The organism is Mesorhizobium sp. M4B.F.Ca.ET.143.01.1.1 (genome assembly GCF_004792275.1).
Classification (GTDB): domain Bacteria; phylum Pseudomonadota; class Alphaproteobacteria; order Rhizobiales; family Rhizobiaceae; genus Mesorhizobium; species Mesorhizobium abyssinicae.
Window position 1 is genome coordinate 85919 of the sequence record NZ_SRSR01000003.1, and the last position, 15194, is coordinate 101112.

Genomic DNA, 15194 nt, shown 5'->3' on the forward strand with positions numbered 1-15194 from the left:
CAACCCTTGAAAGGAGCAGACCGATGTCCCGTGCGTTTCAGTCCCTCGCAATCCCCGCATCGGCGGGCATCGGTCTTCGCTCGCCTCACATCACAGAGATGCTGACGAGGCGGCCCTCCGCCGGCTGGCTTGAGGTCCACGCCGAGAACTACATGGGGGAGGGCGCCGGCGTCGAGGCGCTGGAAAGACTGCGTGAGATCTATCCCGTTTCCGTTCATGGCGTCGGCCTGTCGCTCGGCAGCGCGCGAGGCTTGGACCGCGATCATTTGGAGCGACTGCGCAAGGTCTGCGAGCGCTTCCAGCCCGATCTCGTCTCCGAACATCTGGCCTGGAGCGTCGCCGACGGCGCCTACCTCAACGATCTGCTGCCACTTCGCTACGACGAAGACGCGCTGGAGATCGTGGCGCGCAACGTCGAGACCGTCCAGGACGCGCTGAAGCGGCGTGTGCTGATCGAGAACCTGTCGGCCTATGTCGCCTTTGCGGATTCGGCGATGAGCGAGGCCGAGTTCCTGTCCGAGCTCGTGGCGCGGACCGGCTGCGGCCTGCTGCTCGACGTCAACAACGTCCAGGTTTCGGCGCACAATCTGCAATATGACGCCAAAGCCTTCATCGATGCGCTGCCGGCGGCGGCGATCGAGGAGATTCATCTTGCCGGTCACGCAACCAATCAGGTCGGGACCGACACCGTGCTCATCGACGACCATGGCTCGCGCGTGCCGCCGGTCGTCTGGGCGCTCTACCAGCATGCCATAGACCGGTTCGGACCGCGTCCCACCCTGATCGAGTGGGACACCGACGTTCCCGTCCTAGACGTGCTGCTTGGCGAAGCGATGTGGGCCGACATGCTCACCGCGTCGATCATGTTCAGCCGCAAGCAAGCCGCGCGACGTGAGCAAACGACCGAAACACGAGCGCCGCCGATCCGCCTTTCTGTCGAGGCCGAAACGACGACCAGCATGCCCGTCCTTGCGGCGTTTGCAGCTGCCCGGTGCGCCAGGTCGTGCATGCCCGCGGCGCTTGTCTCAATCGAGGAGGAATACCATGTTGCCGCTTGAACACCTGCAGACCACCATCGCGCGGGCAGTGCTGGCCATGGAGCCAGTTGTCGCCGCGAATGTGCTGACCGCCGGCAAGGCCGATCCGTTGGCCCGCCTGCGTATCTACCAAAACAACACGCGCAGCTCGCTCACCGCGGCGCTGATGTCGGTGTTTCCTGTCACCGTCCGGCTGATAGACGAACGCTTTTTCCGCTACGTGGCGAGTGAGTTCATTCGACGGTATCCGCCGGCTGAATCGCGTCTTTCGCGCTATGGATCCGGATTCCCACGCTTCCTGAAGACGATCGACACGCTGTCCGACATGCCGATCGTCGCCGAAACGGCGCGGCTCGAATGGGCCATAGCGGAGGCGCTCGACACGGCTTCCCTGCCGCCCCGCAGCCTAGCAGAATACGACTGCACTGATCTTGGGTTCTCGCCGGATATCCTGCTCCAGCCCTCACTGCGACTGATCATCTCGCACTGGTCGATCCTGTCGGTATGGATGGCGCATCAACACGGGACGGCGGTCGACGAAAGCATCACCTGGACAAGGCGTCCCGAACGCGTGGCGCTGTGGCGATCGGGGAACTACGTGCGGCTTTTTCTGCTCGACCGCGCGAGCTTCGCCTTCTGGCATTCGCTGAAGCACAGTTTCGGTCTCGAGCATGCCACCGGCCGTGCCCTGGCGCTCGACCCGGCCTTCGACCTGGTTTCAGCCCTTGTGCGTCTGTTCCGCGACAGGCTCGTCACCGACGTGCGGATCGCTGCGAATTCCCCCTCAAACTGACGGAGACGGTCATGACCGCAATATCGGAGCAATCCTCGTCCAAACCGGCCGGCTTTGTCGGCCTCTACAAGCGTATCATCAAGCTGCCCGAGTACCTTCCGTTTTCACTGATCCAGCTCGCTGCTCGTGTGGCGGTGGCTCATGTTTTCTGGCAATCGGCGCAGAGCAAGCTCGCATCCTGGCCCGTGACGCTGCAGCTATTCGCCAGCGAATACAATCTGCCGCTCATCGATCCGTCGATCGCCGCGCCCTTGGCGACGACGGCCGAAATCACAGGCTCGGTGTTGATTTTCCTTGGACTGTTCTCGCGCCTTGCGGCTCTGATGCTGCTCGGCGTCGTCTCCGTTATCCAGATCTTCGTCTATCCGGAGAACTGGGCCGAGCACCTCCTGTGGGCATCGCTGCTGTTTCTCGTGCTGACACGCGGCGCCGGCGTCTTGTCTCTCGACTATGTCGCCGAGCGAACGCTTTCGGCATCTGCAAAATGAACAGTCCGACCGGGCGGGGAAAGCACGATGCGCATCTTCATCGTCCACGCGCACCCGGAGCCCAACAGCTTCAACGGTGCCCTGACCCGATCGGCCAGGGGGGCGTTGTCCGAGGCTGGACACGAGGTCGTTGTCTCCGATCTCTACGCCATGGGGTTCAACCCAGTATCGGATCGCCGCAACTTCACGACCGTACGAGACGCGAACTACTACCACCAGCAGACTGAGGAGGCGAATGCGGCCGCCCACGACGGATTTGCTCCAGACATCCAGGCGGAGATGGACAAACTCTTCTGGTGTGACGCTTTGATCCTTCAGTTTCCGCTCTGGTGGTTCGGGCTGCCGGCGATTCTCAAGGGCTGGGTCGACCGGGTGTTCGCGTCTGGGGGCCGCACTTATGGCGGCGGCAAATGGTATGATCGCGGCGTCTTCTCAGGAAAGCGCGCGATGTGTTCCGTCACGATCGGCGGGCCGCCGCCGATCTATTCCGACCGAGGATTGAACGGCCCAATCGGTGCAATTCTTTTTCCGATCAATCACGGTATGCTCTACTTTGTCGGCTTCACGGTGATCGAGCCTTTCCTGGTGCACGCACCTGCGCGCATCAGCGACACCGAACGCTGGATTTTCCTCGACCGTTACCGTGAACGGCTCCTTGGTCTGGCGCATGCGCCAACCATCGCTTACCCAAAACTCGTAGACTTCGACCACAGCCATGTTTTGAAATCGGCGTAGTCCAGTCCACCAGGATAGGACGTCGACGCCAGCCGGGGTTTCTGAGCTAGCTTGGTTGGCCCCATGTGGCAGCGGACTCGAAGTCGCCGCTCTCGCTGAGAATTCCCATCAGCGGTCACGTTACTGTGAAGCTGTAACGGCCAGTCGCTACGGATCGAACAACTGACTGTCACGGCGAGAACCTTACCCCGCAACGGGAACTGGCCTGTCGCCAAGGCCGCGCCACGAGACGCCGTTCAACACGCCTATCGAGGCACGTCCCGAAGGTTCTTTGCGTGAAAGCGATTGAATGGAGGAAGACATGACCGCTTACAACGTCGTCCGGTTCCGCACCAAGCCCGGCAGGGAGCAGGCATTCATCGATGCGCACATGAAGGCAAAGCTCGACGTCAAGGGCTTCCGCAAAGGTGCGCTCATCAGGACTGGCGACCGAACCTTCTGCATCGTCGGCGAATGGAACGACATGGATAGTCTCGCAGCGGCGCGGCCCCAGATGATCGGGCTTCTGGATACGATGCGCGACATGCTTGAGGATCTTGGCGGCGACCTCGGCGTGACCGATCCGGTCTCGGGGACGGTCGTTGCCGAGATGGCGACCTAAGTGGCCCAGTTGCAGGCGTGAACCGCTCGACCCCTACGTGAAGGGCCAGTCTCAAAATCGGAGAGCTGCGCACGAATAGCTGGAGTGCGGCTTGCCATCGTCGTATTATCTGATCCCTCGATCTTCGGGAGGACTGGCCATGAATGCAGTACCTCAATGGCGGCTCGCAGGCGACTGGTTCGACATCTGCAGCTGCGATATCCCTTGCCCCTGCGAGTTCGCACAGCGGCCCACCGGCAATCATTGCCAAGGTGTGCTCGCCTGGCATGTGCGCGAGGGTCAGTATGGCGACGTCAAGCTCGACGGCCTGACACTGGTGGCGCTCGGCGAGTTTGAAGGCAATCTCTGGGCTGGCGAGGCAAGTGCCGTGATGGGCATGTATCTCGACGAAAGGGCGAACGAGCGGCAACGCGAAGCCCTGCAGATGATCTTCGGTGGCCAGGCCGGCGGCTGGCCGGCGGGCTTTGCCGCCAATGTCGGCGAGATGCGTGGCATGGAGTTCGTGCCGATCACTTTCGAGGTGGCGGGCGACCTGGCCACCTGGCGCGTCGATATTCCTGGCCTCGTCGTCGGTCACGCGGAAGCGCTTTCCGGACCCACCACCCCACCCGGCAAGCGGGTGCAGACGATCAACTCGCCTGGTTCGGAGGTCGGCCCGGGCCAGGTTGCCACCTGGGGGCGCTCTGTCGAGGTGAGCGCCAAAGGCTTCGGGTTCGACTGGACCGGAACGGCCCGCTCGAGCAAGCACATTCCGTTCGACTGGACCGGCCCGAACTAGGGTACGGCGATGGCTGACGCGTTCCCCAGGACATCGCGGCGGCTAACCCGGAATCTGCGCGGCATCCCGTTCGGTCTGCTCGCATCGCTGGTCGGGCTGACGGCAGCGGCGTGGGCGCTCACCCTCTACCAAACCTTCAGCATGGATATGCCCATGGGCATTGCCGTGCGCGGCGGCATGGCGGGTATGGAAGGCATGGCCGGCATGGCGATGGCCGGAATTGCCGCCGACGGCTGGTCGGTTGCCGGCGCTGCCGCTTTTCTCGCTGTGTGGACCGTGATGATGGCTGCCATGATGCTGCCAGCTGCGGCGCCTATGATCTTTATGTTCGCGGCGGCGCAGGCGAGGCGCGAACAAGGCGTGGCCGTCCCGACGTGGACCTTTGTCGCGGGCTATCTGCTCATCTGGGCGGCCGCGGGCCTTGTCGTATATGTCCTGGTCCAGCTCGGCAGCGGCTTTGCAACGAGCCTCGATCCACCGCAGCGTTCGAAATGGGCACCGCTCGCGCTTGGCGCCACGCTTGGCGTCGCCGGGCTCTACCAATTCACAACCTTCAAGCATGTTTGCCTCAGCCACTGCCGCTCGCCGCTTGCTTTCGTTGCGCAGCACTGGCGCGACGGACGTGTTGGCGCGCTCAAGATGGGGCTGCGCCACGGCCTATATTGCTTTGGCTGCTGCTGGGCGCTGTTTGCCGTGTTGGTCGCGACCGGCGTCATGAGCCTCGCCTGGATGCTGCTTTTGACGCTGGTTGTCTTCGTCGAGAAGCTGCTGCCCCGTGGCCGGCGCTTCGAAGGTAGCGTGGGCGTTGCGCTGGTGGCCCTCGGGATCGTCGTATCGCTCGGGGCGATCGATATGCCTTGGATGGGTAACTAGCCGCCTTCGCTTCCATTCCCGGGTGGCTGCCGGGACGTTCTGCGTGGCTTCGTTCGGGGCATGACCGATATCTCGAAGCTGGCAGTCAATTTCGTGCGTCGTCCTTAGCTTCGCCAGACCTGCGGAATGGCAAGCGGACTTCCAACAAGGAACGGCCCTCTTGTGCCCACTGGTGCGCCAGCTGTCTGGCGTCGACCTAAGGGTACCGGATTGTCCTCGCGCGGACGGCAAACTGCACAGCGCATCAGAAAAACGAAATTGTCCGCCGAAGCTCCAGTCGTAATTGTCCCATCAGGCGGACGGCCGGTGCCTTGGGAGGATTCCGGAGCAACTGGTCGCCTGAGGAAGGCGCCAACCATAGGCTGCCTGGGAGGAGGAAAATGCCTGGTTCGGGCAAATCGGACGACAGGCGCCTTGGCTTCAAGGTGTCCCAGGAAGTCGTCGTCGTTGCGATATCGCTTGCGCTGTTCGTCGTCTTCTCGGCGACGCTCAACAATTTCGTGAGCCAGGGCAACATCATCGCCATCCTCAAGAACGTGTCGATCCTCGGCACGCTGGCGGTCGGCATGGGCTCCGTCGTTGTCGGCCGCGGCATCGACCTCACCATGGTCGCGGTGATGGTCGTCGGCATCGCCTTCAGCATCTGGATTTCCTCTTGGGGCATCGATTTCACACTGGCCGTGATCTGTGGCGCCGTGCTGGTCGCGGCTATCGGCCTGTTCACCGGCGTCATGGTGGCGATCGCGGAAGTGCCGCCGATCTTCGCCACTTTGGCCATTGCCTCTTCGGTCTATGGCTCGGGGCGCATCGTCTTTGCCTCGGACGTGCTTTATGCCCCGCCGGACATCGCCTGGCTGAAATTCGTCGGCAATGGCAGCGTGCTCGGCATACCGATGTCGGTCGTCATCTTCGGCGCCGTGGCGGCTTTGATGGGTCTCTTCCTGCGCAAGACACGCTTTGGCCGGCTGGTCTATGCGACGGGCGACAATCCGAACGCGGCCCGCACCACCGGCCTGCCGACGCGCCCGATCATCGTGACGCAATATGTCATCAGCGCGCTCATCGCGTTCACGGCCGGCATCATCATGACGGGTCTCGTCACCGGCATCGACACGCGCCTCTACAATTCAAGCCTGATCTACGACGTGCTCCTGGTGGTCGTGCTCGGCGGCATCGGTCTGTCAGGCGGGCAGGGCGGCGTGCGCAACGTGATAGCCGGCACCATCCTGGTCGGCATCCTGACCAATGGCATGACGATCCTCAACTTCAGCTACACCAGCCAGAACCTGATCAAGAGCGTGATCCTGCTCAGCGCGCTCGCCATCGACGCCATCATCAATCCGCGTGACGAGCAGACCTCGCAGAGCGGCGACATCTGAAACAAGAACCGAACCATCAAATCAGGGAGGAACCCATGAAAATAATCAGGAAATGCCTGTTCGCGGGCCCGGCCGCGCTTGCGATGCTTGGCGCCGCTCAGGTCGCGAGCGCGCAGGAAACCGATCAGGTCGGCCGGGCCGCCTATATCGACGGCGTCAAGGGCAAGAAGGTCATCTTCGTGCCGATCTCGCAGGGCATGGACCTCAACCAGGCCTGGGTGATGGTATGGCAGCGCCACGCCGCCCGCTATGGTTTCACCCTCGAGGTGCGCGACCCCAACGGCGACACCAATGCCGGCATCCGCGCCATGCAGGGCGCCATCGCCGAGAAGCCGGACCTAATCATCGTGCAGAACCCGGACGTGCAGACTTATGCGCGCCTGTTGAAGCAGGCGCAAGCCGCCGGCATCAAGGTGCTGCAGGTCAACATGCAGTCGGCGACCCAGACCGACTCCTATGTAGGCAATGACTGGATCGAGATGGGGCGCCTGGAGATGGGCGAGCTGGCCAAGCATTGCACCGGGCCGAACGCCGTCTCGCACAAGGTGGTCTGGCTTGCCGGCGTCCAGACGGGCGCGGCCAACATCTATATGCGCACCGGCATCGACGAGGTGCTGAAGGCCAATCCCGAGCTGCAGCTCGTCTCCGACCAGCCGGCCGACTACATCAGCGAAAAGGCCCGCCAAATCACCGAGACGGTGCTGCAGCAGCATCCCGATCTCTGCGGCATCATGGGCATCTGGGACAATGCTGAAGTCGGCGCCGGCGCGGCGGTCGTGGCTGCCGGCAAGCAGGACCAGGTCACGATCGTCACCAATGGCGCTGGCGCCGCCACCGGCTGCGAGAGCATCAAGAACGGGCTGCTCGACGTGATCTTCAACTTCAACGCGCCGATCCAGGGCGAAATCGCGGCGCAGCAGATTTCCGAGCTGCTGCAGCATCCCGAACGCCAGGCGGGCAGCGAGAAGACCATCTTCTTCGGCCCGATCACCCGCGTTGACAAGACCGATGCGACCGGCCGGAACTGCTGGAAGCCTGAAGACATCAAGTAACGGACTTTTCGATGAGCATGGCCGAAAGCCTTGTGCGCTGGCGCTATCGTCTGCTCCCCGACCATGTGGTCGGGGAGATCCTGACCAAGCAGTGGATAGACAGCGTCATCCCGTTCACGGCGCTGGTTATCCTGTGCGCGATCTTCGGTTCGATCGTGCCGGGCTTCTTCGATGTGGCGACGCTGACCAACCTCAGCGGCCAGACCGCCGAGCTTGGCCTGGTCGTGCTCGGCATGACCATCGTCATGGTGTCCGGCGGCATCGACCTCTCCGTCGGCTCGACCTTCGCGCTGGCGGTGCTCGTCACGCTCTACGGCATGAATGTCGAGCAGTGGAGTTTCGGAACCGGCCTCCTGGCTTGCCTCGGCCTCGGTGTTGTCTGCGGCGCCGTCAACGGCTTCCTGGTCGGCTTCCTGCGCATGAGGGCGTTTCTCACCACGCTGGTGACGCTCATCATCTACCGCTCCACCTTCGACATCGTCTTCCCGCAGGTCTCGACGCCGATCGTCACCAGCGGACCAGATTCGCCGACATATGATTTTCTCGGCTTCGGCACGGTCTGGGGCGTGCCGACGTCGTTCGCCGTCTTCGTGGTCATCGCCCTGGTGACCCATCTGGTGCTGTCGCGCGCCCGCTATGGCTGGCGGCTGTTCGCGGTCGGCGGCGCGCGCCGTTCCGCCTACAATGCCGGCATCAATGTGCGGCTCACCCTGTTCAGCGCCTACGTGCTTTGTTCAGTGCTGGTCGCGCTATCCGGCTTCTTCTTCTCGGCCCGCATCGGCAGTGCCGCTTCCGATATCGGCACCGGGCTCGAACTGCAGGTACTGACCGCGACGGTGCTCGGCGGCATCTCGCTCGGCGGCGGGCGCGGCTCGGTCGCCAAGGCGCTGATGGGTACGCTCTTCGTGCTCGTGCTGTCCAACAGCCTGCTTGCGCTCGCCGTGCCAGGCCCGGTCAACTACCTGATCCTCGGCCTCGTGCTGCTCCTATCGGTGCTGCTCGACGTGCGCTGGGTGAAGAACCGCCACAAAATCCTGCGCAGCGTCTATATCTCGCCGACCTTCGCCAAGATGCCGCAGGCCGTCTCGACCGCGCCCGGCGCGCCGATGGCGGTGAACGACCGGCTGAAGGACGTAGGCGTCATCGGCCTCGGTTTCCTCGATGGCGCCGAAGACGTGATCTTCGACCGCCAGGACCGGCTCTACACCGGCAGCCGCCAAGGCGACATATTGCGCTTCCAGCCGCCGCACTACACCGACAGCGAAGTGTTCGCCCATATCGGCGGCTCACCGCTCGGGATGGCCTTCGACCGCGACGACAATCTGGTCATCTGCGTCGCCGGCATGGGCCTCTATCAGGTCTCGCCGGCAGGCGCGGTGAAGCTGCTCACCGCCGAGACCAACCGTTCGCTGACATCGGTCGTGGACGACTCGACCATGAAGCTCGCCGACGACTGCGACATTCTCCCGGACGGCCGCATCGTATTTTCCGAAGCCACCGTGCGCTTCGAGATGCACGACTGGTATGCGGACGCGCTCGAAAGCCGCGGCAATGGACGCATCATCGTGCACGATCCCAAATCCGGTTCGACGCGCACGCTGTTGTCGAACCTCGTCTTCCCCAATGGCATCTGCACGGCTTTCGACGGCCAGTCCGTGCTGTTCGCGGAAAGCTGGGCCTGCCGCATCAGCCGTTACTATTTCGACGGTCCGAAGAAAGGCACGGTGGAGCGGGTCATCGAGGGGCTGCCCGGCTATCCCGACAACATCAACCGCGCCTCCGACGGAACCTACTGGCTGGCGCTGATGGGTATGCGCACGCCGGCGCTCGATCTCTCGCTGGAAATGCCGGGCTTCCGCCGCCGCATGGCGCGGCGCGTGTCGGAAGACGCCTGGCTGATGCCCAATCTCAACACCGGCTGCGTGCTGCGCTTTGACGACAAGGGCCAGATCCTCGAAAGCCTGTGGGATCAGGCGGGCGAGAAGCATCCGATGATCACCTCGATGCGCGAGCACAAGGGAACCCTGTATCTCTGCGGCATCTTCAACAACCGCATGGGGACCCTGGCGCTGAAGGGCGCCGATCCCGACTGGTTCAGCTCGGATTCCTACTGGGGCAAAAAGCCATGAGCGCCGTGAGCCAGTTTTTCGACCGCTTCCTCGGCCGCGGCGACTGGGCGGTTACCGTGCCGACACTCGATGGGCCGTTGCTGCCCAATCAGGAGCTGGAAGAGGCAGAGACTTTCGCCGGCCTCATTGAAGTCGACAATCTGGTGCGGACCGAAAAGAGTGTGCTGGCGAGCAGCGCGAATCGGCTGATGCGTTTCGACGCCGACGGCAAGGCGGAATTGCTGCGAGAATTTCCGGGCGAGATCACCGCGCTCGCCCACGCCCGCGGCATGACCGCTTTGGCCGTCGACGGTAAGGGTGTCGTCATTCATGGCGGCCTGCATGACGGTCGGGAGGCGGAGGGCGACGAGGCCCGCAGGCTGTCCTGCGTCACCGCGCTGACTTTCCTCGACAGCAACACCCTGCTGATCGCCAATGGCTCGGCATCGCTGCCTGCGACAGGCTGGCGCCGCGACCTGATGCAGAAGAATGCTTCCGGCTCGGTCTGGCGCCTCGACTTGAAAAGCGGCCGGCTGGAGCTGATCCGCGACGGCCTCGCCTGGCCGGCGGGCATAGCCACCACCGGCTCGAACCGCGTCTATGTCACAGAGGCCTGGCGCCATCGCGCGCTGGCGATCGATCTCGCCACCAAGGCAATGGTGCCGGTGCTAGAACATCTGCCGGCCTACCCCGCCCGCATCGCGCCGGCCTTCAACGCCGGCTACTGGCTGACCTTCTATTCCGTGCGCAACCAGCTGGTGGAATTCATCCTGCGCGAGGAGGCCTACCGCAAGCGCATGCTGGCTGAGGTGCCGGAAGCCTATTGGATGGCGCCGTCGCTCAACTCATGGCGCGACTACCGCGAGCCGATGCAGGGCAGCCAGCTCAAGCAGATGAATGTACTGAAGCCCTACGCGGTGACCAGATCCTACGGTCTGGTGGTCCACTGCGACCAGAACATGAAGCCGCTGTCGAGTTTCCACTCGCGTGCCGACGGCACAGTGCATGGCACGGTCAGCGCCTGCGAGCTTGGCGACGACCTGCTCGTCGCCTCGCGCGGCGGATCGAGGATCGTGCGCCTGGCCAAGGCCGCCGGCGGCAAGCGGGGTTAAGCGATGGCGGACGCCAACATCATCGAACTGAAGGACGCGACCAAGGCGTTCTCGCGCATACCGGCTTTCAAGAACGTCAATCTCGACCTGCGCAAGGGCGAGATCCACGCGCTTCTGGGCGAAAACGGCGCCGGCAAGTCGACGCTGACCAAGGTCATGGCCGGCGTATTCAAGCTGACCGAGGGCAAGCTGTTCTTCGACGGCAAGGAGGTGTCTTTCGCCACCCCCGCCGAGGCGCTTCGCGCCGGCATCGCCATGGTGTTTCAGGAGACCAATCTGGTGCCGTCCATGACCGTGGCGCAGAACCTCTATCTCGGCGAAGAGAAGATGTTCAACCGGTTGCGCGGCCTCTATATCCAGGCACGCCAATTTCTCGCCGGCATGGGCTTCCAGGTCGATCCGACCGCGCAGGTGAGCACGCTGGGCGCGGCGCACAAGCAGATGGTCGAGATCGCGCGCGCCGTTCACCACAAGGCCCGCGTCATCATCTTCGACGAGCCGACCGCGACGCTGACGCCGGAAGAGAAGCGCCATTTCTTCAACCTGCTGCAGCGGCTGGTGAAGGAAGGCATCGCCGTCATCTTCATCACCCATGCGCTCGAGGAGGCGCTCGCCGTCGCCGATCGCATCACCGTGATGCGCGACGGCGAGATCGTCGCTTCGGGAGAGGCCAAGGGTTTCACCCGCGCCTCGATCGTGCAGGCCATGGTCGGCCGCACGCTGACCGAAACGCTGCATGGCGAGATCAAGCGCACCGCGCGCCCCTATGGCGACAAGGTGCTCTCTGTCGAGAACCTCTCCTGCGCCGGCCTGGTGCGCAACTCGTCCTTCTCCGTCTTTTCGGGCCAGGTCACCGGCATGTTCGGCCTGGTCGGCGCCGGCCGCACCGAGATGGCAAAAGTCGTGGCCGGCCTGTTGAAGCGCAATATCTTCCATGGCGGCGAGATCCGCCTGCTTGGCAAATCGGTGCGCTACCGTGTGCCCCGGCCGGCGGTGCGCGACGGCATCGTCTATGTGACGGAGGACCGCAAGTTCGACGGGTTCTTCGAGACGATGACGGCGGGCGAAAACCTGCAGATCGGCGAGTTGACCGACAACTCGAACCCGGTGTCGATGGTGTCGATGACGCGCGCCAGGGAGCTTGCCAAGCAGTGGGGCGAGCGGCTCAGACTTAAGCAGATCAGCGACCGGGCCCGGATGATCGAGCTCTCCGGCGGCAACCAGCAAAAGGTCGTGATCGCCAAGTCACTGATCCAGAAACCCAAGCTGGTGATCTTCGACGAGCCGACACGGGGTGTCGATGTCGGCGCCATCGTCGAAATCCACCAGTTGATCAGCGACCTTGCCGACCAGGGCATGGCCGTCGTCGTCATTTCCTCCTATCTGCCGGAAATCCTTGCGGTTTCCGACCGCATCCTGGTGGTCAAGCGCGGCCGCGTGGTGGAGGAGATGATGCTGTCGGAAGCGACCGAGGAGCGCGTCATGTTCGCCGCGGTCCACTAAGGTATGTCGATATTCAGGTGAGGCCGGCCTGCCAAGGTGGTTTCCTGCGCTTCTGGTGCTCACGTACTTCAAGTACGCTCCGCTCCGGGTCTCGGAAGCTACCGTTTTCGACTGACCCTGACCTGGATCTCGACACACCTTGATCGGGAGCAGGTTCGCTGGCTAAATCCGGACCGGCGCCTGGACCTGCCTCTTGCCTTGCAATCGCTTCCGCGTCTGAATAGGGCAGGGGTTCGGATCACCTGCCCGGGCGGACATGTCAAGCATCAACCTCAAACTTTTGCAGACGTTCCTGCTTGCCGCGGAAAACGGCAGCTTCCGGCGCGCGGCCGAAGAGAGCAACCGCTCGCCATCGGCCGTCTCCATGCAGATACGCGATCTCGAGGAGCAGATCGGCATCTCACTCTTCATCCGCACGGCGCAGCGCGCCAGCCTGACGCCGGAAGGGCAGGTGCTGTTCAAGGAGATCGCCAACGCGATGTCGCAGGTGCAGACCAGCCTCGACCGGCTGACGGAGATCGCCGCGCGGCGCAAGGGCAAGGTACAGATCGCCTGCGCGCCGACGCTTGCGGCGAGCCGGCTGGGCGACATACTGGCGACGTTCAAGCTGCGCTATCCGCGCTCGATCGTCGAGGTCATCGAGACCCCGCCACAGGCGGCACTTGCGCTGTTGCAGCAGCAGGAGGTCGAATTCTACATCGGCCCCGAACTGCCGAACCTCAACGACTTCCAGTTCGAGTCGATCCTCGATGATCCGCTGATGGCCTGCATCCCGGTGGAAACCTATGGCGGCGAAAAGAAGCTCAATCTGTCCGACCTGAAGCGCTTCCCGCTGATCCTGCTCAACCGCAAGACGGCGGTGCGCGGCCTTCTCGACCGGCTGACGGCGGCGGAAGGGATCGAACTCAAGCCGCAATATGAAGTCGAAAGCGCGCAGACCGCGGTGGCGCTGGTGTCGTCGGGACTGGGCGTCTGCGTGGTGCCTGGCATCGCCATCTCGCGCAACGACGAGCGCATGCGGGTGGTGCCGATCGACCATCGCGACGCCCACCGCGCGGTCGGCATCATCACCGCCCGGGGTTACGTGCACCACTCGTTCTCCGAGCAGCTGATGAACCTGATCCGCACCAATCTGCGTGAGCTTGGCTCACTGACTTAAGGGTATGCCTAGTCAGTCTGGATCCAGACCGACTTCGTCTCCAAATATTCGTGCGGATGCTCGACGCCGCCTTCGCGGCCGTAGCCCGACATCTTCATGCCGCCGAACGGCACCGCCGGGTCGATGGCGTGGTACATGTTGACCCAGACCGAACCGGCCTTGACGCGACGCGCCAGCCTGTGCGCGGTGCCGAGATTGGTGGTGAAGATACCTGCCGCCAGGCCGTAAGGCGTCGCGTTGGCGCGCGCGACGGCCTCATCCAGCGTGTCGAAGGGCATTGCCGAGATGACCGGTCCGAAGATTTCTTCCCGTGCAATGGTCATCTTGTCCGACACCGCGCCGAAGACGGTCGGGGCGATGAAGTTGCCGCCGTCATAGAGCTCGCCCGTCAGCCGCGAGCCGCCGGCGACCAGCTCGGCGCCCTCGTCGCTGCCGGCCTTGATGTAGCCTTCCACCTTGCCGGCCTGCCTTGAGTTGATGAGCGGCCCGATTTCGGTCTCCGCCTCGATGCCGTGGCCGATGCGCAGCTTGCCGGCAAACTCGGCGACCCGGCGCACGAACTCGTCATGGATCTCGCGCGCCACGAACAACCGCGAGCCGGCGATGCAGATCTGGCCCGAATGCACGAACACCGCCATCGCCGCGATCGGCACCGCCTTGTCGATATCGGCGTCGCGACAGACAATGATCGGCGACTTGCCGCCGAGCTCCAGCGAAACGCGCTTGAGGTTGGCGACGCCGGCGCGGGCAATCGCCTGGCCGGTCAGCGTCGAGCCGGTGAAGACGATCTTGTTGACGTCCGGATGTTCGGCAAGCCTTGCGCCGGCCTCGGCGCCGGTTCCGGTGACGATGTTGACGACGCCGTCGGGAACGCCGGCTTCCTGCATCAGCTTCGCGATCAGGAGCGGCGTCAGCGATGCATCCTCCGACGGCTTCAGCACGATGGTGCAGCCCGTCGCCAGCGCCGGCGCGATCTTCCAGATGGAGGCGGCGGTCGGCGCATTCCAGGGAATGATGGCGCCGACGACGCCAACCGGCTCGCGCCGGGTGAAGGTGACGATTTCGCCCGGAATGGAATTGTCGATCGCCTCGCCATGCAGCGCGGTCGCTATGCCGGCATAGAAGCGCAGCATGCCGATGACGCGGCGCCGGTTGGCCAGCGTGCGCGTGATCGGCAGCCCCATGTCGAGCGTGTCGGAGACGCAGAGCTCTTCCCAATGCGTCTCGAACAGATCGGCGATCCTGAGCAGCACGCATTGCCGCTCGTAGGGCGAGAATTTGGACCAGGGGCCTTCGAAGGCAGCGCGCGCCGCGGCCACCGCCGCGTCGACATCGGCGGCCGAGCCGCGCGGCACTGTCGCCAGCACCTCTCCCGTCGCCGGGTTCAGCGCCTGCATCACCTCTGCGGATTGCGCCGCAACCCACTTGCCGCCGATGACCATCGGCCGGAATTCGCCATGGTAGAGCGCCGTGGCCTTCGCCCTCGGGTCGAAGTTCAGCGTCATCGTCTCCTCCTCACGAATTCGGGCCGACTATTACTCCCAGCGCCGGCGACCTCAAACAAGGAAAGCTAAAA

General features: G+C 63.6%; 14 protein-coding genes. 13 read left to right on the top strand and 1 reads right to left on the bottom strand.

Translation table 11 applies throughout. The annotated features are described in order from the left end of the window. Positions 1 to 23: 23 nt before the first annotated feature. From EN786_RS07915 to EN786_RS07975, 13 genes are all read left to right on the top strand, one after another. Positions 24 to 1058 (top strand): DUF692 domain-containing protein, encoded by a 1035-nt coding sequence (locus EN786_RS07915; RefSeq protein WP_127309258.1) that lies wholly within the window; start codon positions 24 to 26, stop codon positions 1056 to 1058. Beyond that, positions 1045 to 1830 carry a DNA-binding domain-containing protein gene (locus EN786_RS07920; protein ID WP_127309267.1) on the top strand — a complete coding sequence of 262 codons (786 nt, stop codon included), beginning with the start codon at positions 1045 to 1047 and terminating at the stop codon, positions 1828 to 1830. Before EN786_RS07915 ends, EN786_RS07920 begins: the two co-directional genes overlap by 14 nt. Before the next feature lie 11 nt (positions 1831 to 1841). After that, complete coding sequence (locus EN786_RS07925; protein WP_127309257.1) at positions 1842 to 2318, top strand: DoxX family protein; 477 nt, start codon at positions 1842 to 1844, stop codon at positions 2316 to 2318. A gap of 27 nt (positions 2319 to 2345) precedes the next feature. Next, complete coding sequence (locus EN786_RS07930; protein WP_127309256.1) at positions 2346 to 3053, top strand: NAD(P)H-dependent oxidoreductase; 708 nt, start codon at positions 2346 to 2348, stop codon at positions 3051 to 3053. 301 nt (positions 3054 to 3354) lie between these two features. After that, positions 3355 to 3654 carry an antibiotic biosynthesis monooxygenase gene (locus tag EN786_RS07935; RefSeq protein ID WP_127309255.1) on the top strand — a complete coding sequence of 100 codons (300 nt, stop codon included), beginning with the start codon at positions 3355 to 3357 and terminating at the stop codon, positions 3652 to 3654. Between the two features lie 139 nt (positions 3655 to 3793). After that, the gene (locus EN786_RS07940) at positions 3794 to 4432 is read left to right on the top strand and encodes a DUF1326 domain-containing protein (RefSeq protein ID WP_127283291.1); all 639 of its coding nucleotides are present in this window, start codon (positions 3794 to 3796) and stop codon (positions 4430 to 4432) included. 9 nt (positions 4433 to 4441) lie between these two features. Next, entirely contained in the window at positions 4442 to 5305 is an 864-nt protein-coding gene (locus EN786_RS07945) for a DUF2182 domain-containing protein (RefSeq protein WP_127309254.1), read from the top strand. 380 nt (positions 5306 to 5685) lie between these two features. Next, positions 5686 to 6684 (top strand): ABC transporter permease, encoded by a 999-nt coding sequence (locus tag EN786_RS07950; protein WP_127309253.1) that lies wholly within the window; start codon positions 5686 to 5688, stop codon positions 6682 to 6684. 35 nt (positions 6685 to 6719) lie between these two features. Then, positions 6720 to 7736, top strand: coding sequence for a sugar ABC transporter substrate-binding protein (locus EN786_RS07955; RefSeq protein WP_127309252.1), 1017 nt, complete (start codon positions 6720 to 6722; stop codon positions 7734 to 7736). Positions 7737 to 7747: 11 nt separating this feature from the next. Next, positions 7748 to 9865: an SMP-30/gluconolactonase/LRE family protein gene (locus EN786_RS07960; RefSeq protein ID WP_135908136.1), complete on the top strand. Its 2118-nt coding sequence runs from the start codon at positions 7748 to 7750 to the stop codon at positions 9863 to 9865. Further along, entirely contained in the window at positions 9862 to 10956 is a 1095-nt protein-coding gene (locus tag EN786_RS07965) for a strictosidine synthase (protein ID WP_127283296.1), read from the top strand. The genes EN786_RS07960 and EN786_RS07965 overlap by 4 nt, the downstream gene beginning before the upstream one ends. A gap of 3 nt (positions 10957 to 10959) precedes the next feature. Then, complete coding sequence (locus tag EN786_RS07970) at positions 10960 to 12459, top strand: sugar ABC transporter ATP-binding protein (protein ID WP_127283297.1); 1500 nt, start codon at positions 10960 to 10962, stop codon at positions 12457 to 12459. A gap of 256 nt (positions 12460 to 12715) precedes the next feature. Continuing rightward, positions 12716 to 13618 (top strand): LysR family transcriptional regulator, encoded by a 903-nt coding sequence (locus EN786_RS07975; protein ID WP_127311045.1) that lies wholly within the window; start codon positions 12716 to 12718, stop codon positions 13616 to 13618. A gap of 8 nt (positions 13619 to 13626) precedes the next feature. Here EN786_RS07975 and EN786_RS07980 read toward each other — a convergent pair whose 3' ends face one another. Continuing rightward, positions 13627 to 15123 (bottom strand): aldehyde dehydrogenase family protein, encoded by a 1497-nt coding sequence (locus EN786_RS07980; RefSeq protein WP_127311046.1) that lies wholly within the window; start codon positions 15121 to 15123, stop codon positions 13627 to 13629. Between the last annotated feature and the right edge of the window lie 71 nt (positions 15124 to 15194).